The organism is Streptomyces sp. NPDC046887, from assembly GCF_040644755.1.
In the GTDB taxonomy this organism is placed as follows: domain Bacteria; phylum Actinomycetota; class Actinomycetes; order Streptomycetales; family Streptomycetaceae; genus Streptomyces; species Streptomyces lichenis.
In genome coordinates, this window is sequence record NZ_JBEYXH010000014.1 from 162,598 (window position 1) to 168,982 (window position 6,385).

Here is a 6,385-nt window from a genome sequence, read left to right on the forward strand (position 1 = left end):
GGACCGCCACGCCGTGAGCCATCCCGCACAGCCCGCACCCACCGCGCACCCCGCGAAGACCGACGCCCGCCGGCGCCACGACCCGGCCGTCCGCGGCTTCGCCAGCGACAACTACGCCGGCGCCCACCCCGAGGTGCTCGCCGCCATCGCCCTCGCCAACGGCGGCCACCAGGTCTCCTACGGCGAGGACGAGTACACCGACCACCTCCAGCGGGTCATGCACAGCCACTTCGGCCCCACCGCCGAGACCTTCCCGGTCTTCAACGGCACCGGCGCCAACGTCACGGCCCTCCAGGCGCTCACCGACCGCTGGGGCGCCGTGATCTGCGCCGAGTCCGCCCACATCAACGTGGACGAGGGCGGCGCGCCCGAGCGGATGGCCGGGCTCAAGCTGCTCACCGTGCCCACCCCCGACGGCAAGCTCACCCCCGAGCTGATCGACCGGCAGGCCTGGGGCTTCGACGACGAGCACCGCGCCATGCCGCAGGTCGTCTCCATCACCCAGAACACCGAGCTGGGCACGCTCTACACGGTGGACGAGATCCGCGCCATCGTGGAGCACGCCCACGGCCTCGGCATGAAGGTGCATCTGGACGGCGCCCGGATCGCCAACGCGGCCGCCGCACTGGACGTCCCCATGCGGGCGTTCACCAACGCCGTCGGCGTGGACGTGCTCTCCTACGGCGGCACCAAGAACGGGCTGCTCTTCGGCGAGGCCGTCGTCGTTCTCGACCCGGCCATCGCCCGCCATATGAAGCACCTTCGCAAGATGTCGATGCAGCTCGCCTCCAAGATGCGCTTCCTCTCCGTGCAGTTCGAGGCGCTGCTCGCCAAGGACCTCTGGCTGCGCAACGCCCGGCACGCCAACGCCATGGCCCAGCGCCTCGCCGAGGGCGTACGGGCGGTGGACGGGGTGGAGATCCTCTACCCGGTGCAGGCCAACGCCGTCTTCGCACGGCTGCCGCACCAGGTCACCCGCCGCCTCCAGGAGCGCTTCCGCTTCTACTTCTGGGACGAGGCGGCCGGCGACGTCCGCTGGATGTGTTCCTTCGACACCACCGAGGACGACGTGGACGCCTTCCTGCTCGCCCTCAAGGAGGAGATGGCCCGCGGCTGAGCGGCCCTCCCCGGCACGACCGCGAAGCGCATAACCATACGGCCGACCGGAAAACCATTGGTATCCGGTCGGCCGTTCCCCTACCGTCGCTGCCATGCGACTCGTCCAGCGGGACCCGGACCTCTCCGCCTACCTCGCCGCGGACGAGGCCATCGACCACCACCATCCGCGGGTACGCGAGGTGGCGGACCGCCTCACCGCCCGGCACCCCGGCCCCGTCGCCTACGCCGAGGCCGCCTTCACCTTCGTCCGCGACGCCATCGAGCACTCCATGGACACCGGCGACCCCCGCGTCACCTGGCGCGCCTCCGACGCCATCGGGCAGCGCACCGGCATCTGCTACGCCAAGGCACACGCCCTGGCCGCCCTGCTCCGCGCCCGCGCCCTCCCCGCGGCCCTGTGCTACCAGACCTTCCCCGTCGTCCACGGACTGGTCGCGGTACGGCTGCCCGGCCGGACGGAGTGGATACGCCAGGACCCGCGTGGAGGAGCCCCCGGCAGCGCCGCGCGCTTCTCCGCCGACCGGGAGCGGCTGGCGTTCACCGTACGGCCCGAGGCCGGCGAGGCGGACCACCCGCTGCTCTACGCCGCGCCCCACCCCGCCGTGCTGCGCGCCCTGCGCTCGGCCCGGGACGTGGCCCAGCTGGAGACCCTGCTGCCCCAGGGCCTGGACGAGCACGACCCCGCCGTACGGTGACGGCGGGGTCGCTCGACATGCGGTGCGGCGGCGCGGGGCCAGGCCCGTCGCCCCGCGCGGCTCAGGTGGCCTCCCGGACCTCCGCCGGCGTGGGCGCCGTACCGCCCAGATGGGCCGGCACCCACCAGGTGTCCCCGGTGTCCTTGGGCCGTACCGGATAGGCGCGCTGGGCGGCCTCCAGCAGCTCCTGCACCCGCTCCCGCAGCCGCCGGGTGATCGCGCCCGCGTACTGGTCGGTGGGAGCCTCCACGGCCTCGCCGACCCGGATGGTCACCGGGATGTGCTGGCGCTTGAAGTTGCGCGGCCGCCCCTTGGTCCACAGCCGCTGGGTGCCCCACAGGGCCATCGGCACCAGCGGCACCCCGGCCTCCTGGGCCAGCCGGGCCGCACCCGACTTGAAGCTCTTCAGGGTGAAGGACTGGGAGATGGTCGCCTCCGGGAACACCCCGACGATCTCGCCGGAGCGCAGCGACTCCAGCGCGTGCCGGTAGGCGGCCTCGCCCTGCGCGCGGTCGACCGGGATGTGCTTCATCCCGCGCATCAGCGGCCCGGAGATCCGATGCCGGAAGACCGAGTCCTTGGCCATGAAGCGCACCAGGCGCTTCTGCGGCAGCGCCGCCAGCCCCGTGAAGATGAAGTCCAGATAGCTGATGTGGTTGCTGACCAGTACCGCACCGCCCCGGCGCGGGATGTTCTCCGCGCCCTGTACGTCGATCTTCAGGTCCAGCGCCTTGAACAGGGTGAGTGCGGCGCCGACGACCGGCCGATAGACGAGCTCTGCCATCTGGAGATGACCCTTCTGGTGATGGGCACTGGGGAGGGTTCTCCCGGAAAGGTTACGCAGGCGTAGGTATCCCGCGTTGGGCCGATCGTGCACCATGGCGGCCGGACAGGCCAGCCCTGGTGACTCCGGAGAGCGAGATTCTCGTCACGTTGTGGCGGAGTGTGACCGCGAGGGTGCCGGGAACGGCGGGGAAGGAGAGCGGTGGCGGTACGGGACGGAAGCGGCGAACCGCGCGAACGCGGGGAGCGGATGGCAGGCGCGCACCCGCCCGCACGACCGGATGTGCTACCGCACCCGCCCGCCGAAAGCCCCGGCGGCCCGCACCCCGACCGGCTGGGTGCGGGGCCGGACCCGCTGGGCGTGGATCCGGACAACCGGCGCCCTGGAGCGGATCGGCCGGGCTCCGATCGGCCGACGCCCGGCCCGGCTCGGCCGGCGCCGGGCCTTGCTCCGTCGTCGCCGGGGCCGGACCGGCTGAGCGCGGCCGAGCTCGGCGCGCAGCCGGGGGAGCGGGCCACCCTGGTGCAGTTCTCCACCGCCTTCTGCCAGCCGTGCCGGGCCACCCGCCGGGTGCTGGCCGGGGTCGCCGCCATGGTCGAGGGCGTGGCGCACATCGAGATCGACGCCGAGCGGGAGCTCGACCTGGTCCGCGCGCTCGGCATCGCCCGCACCCCCACCACCCTCGTCCTGGACGCCGCGGGGCGGATCGTGCGGCGGGCCGAGGGGCAGCCGCGTACCGCCGACGTCGTCGCCGCGCTCGGTGCCGCCGTTACCGCCGGCTGACCCCGCAAGGCCCCTGGTGACCTCTGGGGTGTGCCGTCCGGTCGCTGAGGTGCGCCCGGCCCACGTGATCTCCATCGCACCCCCACTGACGTGCGGTGATGCATCTCGCATCGGTCCGGGCGCCCTTGACTGCGCCCTCGTCGCGCGGACAGGCTGGCGCCGTGGCCAGGAAACTGCTTCTCCGCCGGCGGGTCCATGTCGACCTTCTCCGTACCGCCAGCGCGCGCTGTCCGGACTGACATCCGCGCACACCCGCTCGGCCTGCCCGGCCGACGGGTAGCCGACAGCCCCGGACCCCGCCCGCGCCCGACGCGGCCCGACGCAGAAGGACGACGCCATGACGGTCCAGCCGGACCTCGCCACCTCCCATGCCCGCCACCCCGCCTCACCCGCGCTGCTCCGCTCCGCCTTCCGGCGGCACGCCGCCGGGGTCGCCGTCGTCACCGCTTCGGGCGTACGGCCGGTGGGATTCACCGCCACCTCGGTGACCTCCGTCTCCGCCGAACCGCCGATGGTCTCCTTCGGCGTGGGCACCGGCTCCTCCAGCTGGCCCGTCCTCGCCGAGGCCGAGTACGTGGGCGTGCACGTCCTGGCCGAGGACCAGCGGGAGCTGGCGGCCACCTTCGCCCGCAGTGGCGCCGACCGCTTCGCCCCGCCCACCCGCTGGTCCACCGGCCCGCACGGGGTGCCGGTGCTCGACGGGGTACCGGCCTGGCTGGTGTGCCGGGTGGCGGCGCTGGTCCCGGCCGGCGACCACCGGCTGGTGCTGGCCGAGGTGGTGGTGGGCGGCCTGGACGAGGAGCCCGGCGGAGCCCCGCTCGTCTACCACCAGGGCCGCTTCCGCGGTCTGCGGGACTGACCTCGGACGCCGGACGTGCCGGCCGGGAAGCTCCCGGCACCGCCCGGCCCCGGACCGGCCGGGACCGCCCGGCTCCGGTTACGGAGCGTAATTCAGGTCACAGTGCAAAGCGCTTGCTCAGCGGGTACGGAGTGGATGTACTGGCGAGTAATATTTTCGGCGGCGGCACCCTCCGCCCCGAGCGGAAACCGCCCGATCAGGCGCCTATGCTGCCTGCAAGAAGGCAGCTCAGTTAAGACGATGCAGTAGGAGAGCCGGCGTGAGCTTGAGGATCGTTGTCTGTGTGAAGTACGTGCCCGACGCCACCGGCGACCGGCACTTCGCCGATGACCTGACCGTCGACCGGGACGACGTCGACGGCCTGCTGTCGGAGCTCGACGAGTACGCGGTCGAGCAGGCCCTGCAGATCGCCGACGAGGCCGACGACGCGGAGATCACCGTGCTGACGGTGGGCCCCGAGGACGCCAAGGACGCGCTGCGCAAGGCGCTGTCCATGGGCGCCGACAAGGCCGTCCACGTCGAGGACGACGACCTCCACGGCTCCGACGTCATGGGCACCTCGCTGGTGCTCGCCAAGGCGATCGAGAAGACCGGTTACGACCTGGTCATCTGCGGTATGGCCTCCACCGACGGTGTGATGGGCGTGCTGCCCGCGATCCTCGCCGAGCGCCTGGGCGTCCCGCAGGTCACCCTGCTCTCCGAGGTCAGCGTCGAGGACGGCACCGTCACCGGCCGCCGGGACGGCGACACCGCCTCCGAGCAGCTCCAGGCGTCCCTGCCGGCCGTCGTCTCCGTGACGGACCAGTCGGGCGAGGCCCGCTACCCGTCCTTCAAGGGCATCATGGCCGCCAAGAAGAAGCCGGTGGAGTCCCTGGACCTGGACGACCTCGACCTCGACGCCGAGCTCGTCGGCCTGGAGGGCGCCTGGACCAAGGTCGACTCCGCGGACGAGCGCCCGGCCCGCACCGCCGGCACGATCGTCAAGGACGAGGGCGAGGGCGGCAAGCAGCTGGCCGAGTTCCTGGCGGGTCAGAAGTTCATCTGATCCCCGCCCCGGCCGGCCCGGAGCCCCGCACCGGCTCCGGCCGCGCACCCGCCCCCCTTCACACGTCGCAAGCAGGAGAGAAGAAGTCCCATGGCTGAAGTCCTCGTCTACGTCGACCACGTGGACGGCGCCGTCCGCAAGCCGACCCTGGAGCTGCTGACCCTCGCCCGCCGTGTCGGCGACCCGGTCGCCGTCGCGCTCGGCGCCGGCGCCGAGGCCACCGCCGCGGTGCTCGGTGAGCACGGCGCGGTCAAGGTCCTCACCGCCGACGCCCCCGAGTTCGCCGACTACCTCGTGGTACCGAAGGTCGACGCGCTCCAGGCCGCCCACGAGGCCGTGTCCCCGGTCGCCGTACTGGTCCCGTCCTCCACCGAGGGCAAGGAGATCGCCGCCCGCCTCGCCGTCCGCATCGGCTCCGGCATCATCACCGACGCCGTGGACCTGGAGTCCGGCGCCGAGGGCCCGGTGGCCACCCAGTCGGTGTTCGCCGCCTCCTTCACCACCAAGTCCCGTGTCTCCAAGGGCACCCCGGTCATCACGGTCAAGCCGAACTCGGCCGCCGTGGAGGCCGCCCCGGCCGCGGGCGCGGTGGAGGCCCTGTCGGTGTCCTTCTCCGACCAGGCCACCGGCACCAAGGTCGTCGGCCGCACCCCGCGCGAGTCCACCGGCCGACCGGAGCTGACCGAGGCCGCGATCGTGGTCTCCGGCGGCCGCGGGGTCAACGGCGCCGAGAACTTCTCGATCATCGAGGAGCTCGCCGACTCGCTCGGCGCGGCCGTCGGCGCCTCCCGCGCCGCGGTGGACGCCGGCTGGTACCCGCACACCAACCAGGTCGGCCAGACCGGCAAGTCGGTCTCCCCGCAGCTGTACGTCGCCACCGGCATCTCCGGCGCCATCCAGCACCGGGCCGGCATGCAGACCTCCAAGACGATCGTCGCCGTCAACAAGGACGCCGAGGCGCCGATCTTCGACCTCGTCGACTACGGCGTGGTCGGCGACCTCTTCGAGGTCGTCCCGCAGCTGACCCAGGAGGTCAAGTCCCGCAAGGGCTGACCCGCTCGGTTCATCGACGGTCCGGGGGCCGCGTGGCGCACTGCGCC

General features: G+C 72.9%; 7 protein-coding genes. 6 read left to right on the top strand and 1 reads right to left on the bottom strand.

The annotated features are described in order from the left end of the window. Nucleotides 1-13: 13 nt before the first annotated feature. Together ABZ945_RS16250 and ABZ945_RS16255 are read left to right on the top strand one after the other, a co-directional pair. A complete protein-coding gene (locus tag ABZ945_RS16250) occupies nucleotides 14-1,117 on the top strand; it encodes a low specificity L-threonine aldolase (protein WP_361269245.1) in 1,104 nt (367 codons plus the stop codon). Nucleotides 1,118-1,211: 94 nt separating this feature from the next. Further along, complete coding sequence (locus ABZ945_RS16255) at nucleotides 1,212-1,814, top strand: transglutaminase domain-containing protein (RefSeq protein ID WP_361269248.1); 603 nt, start codon at nucleotides 1,212-1,214, stop codon at nucleotides 1,812-1,814. Between the two features lie 61 nt (nucleotides 1,815-1,875). Here the strand turns inward: ABZ945_RS16255 and ABZ945_RS16260 are convergent, their stop codons facing one another. After that, on the bottom strand, nucleotides 1,876-2,598 hold the full coding sequence (locus tag ABZ945_RS16260; RefSeq protein WP_248637319.1) for a lysophospholipid acyltransferase family protein: 723 nt from the start codon (nucleotides 2,596-2,598) through the stop codon (nucleotides 1,876-1,878). A 474-nt stretch (nucleotides 2,599-3,072) separates the two neighbouring features. Between ABZ945_RS16260 and ABZ945_RS16265 the strand changes: the two genes are divergently transcribed. The 4 genes from ABZ945_RS16265 (at nucleotide 3,073) to ABZ945_RS16280 (ending at nucleotide 6,338) form a co-directional block, all read left to right on the top strand. Then, nucleotides 3,073-3,381, top strand: a complete 309-nt coding sequence (locus ABZ945_RS16265; RefSeq protein ID WP_361269281.1) for a thioredoxin family protein — start codon at nucleotides 3,073-3,075, stop codon at nucleotides 3,379-3,381. Nucleotides 3,382-3,718: 337 nt separating this feature from the next. Then, nucleotides 3,719-4,240 (top strand): flavin reductase family protein, encoded by a 522-nt coding sequence (locus tag ABZ945_RS16270; RefSeq protein WP_361269251.1) that lies wholly within the window; start codon nucleotides 3,719-3,721, stop codon nucleotides 4,238-4,240. 259 nt (nucleotides 4,241-4,499) lie between these two features. Beyond that, entirely contained in the window at nucleotides 4,500-5,285 is a 786-nt protein-coding gene (locus ABZ945_RS16275; RefSeq protein WP_248637322.1) for an electron transfer flavoprotein subunit beta/FixA family protein, read from the top strand. Between the two features lie 90 nt (nucleotides 5,286-5,375). After that, the gene (locus ABZ945_RS16280) at nucleotides 5,376-6,338 is read left to right on the top strand and encodes an electron transfer flavoprotein subunit alpha/FixB family protein (protein ID WP_248637323.1); all 963 of its coding nucleotides are present in this window, start codon (nucleotides 5,376-5,378) and stop codon (nucleotides 6,336-6,338) included. The last annotated feature ends 47 nt before the right edge of the window (nucleotides 6,339-6,385 follow it).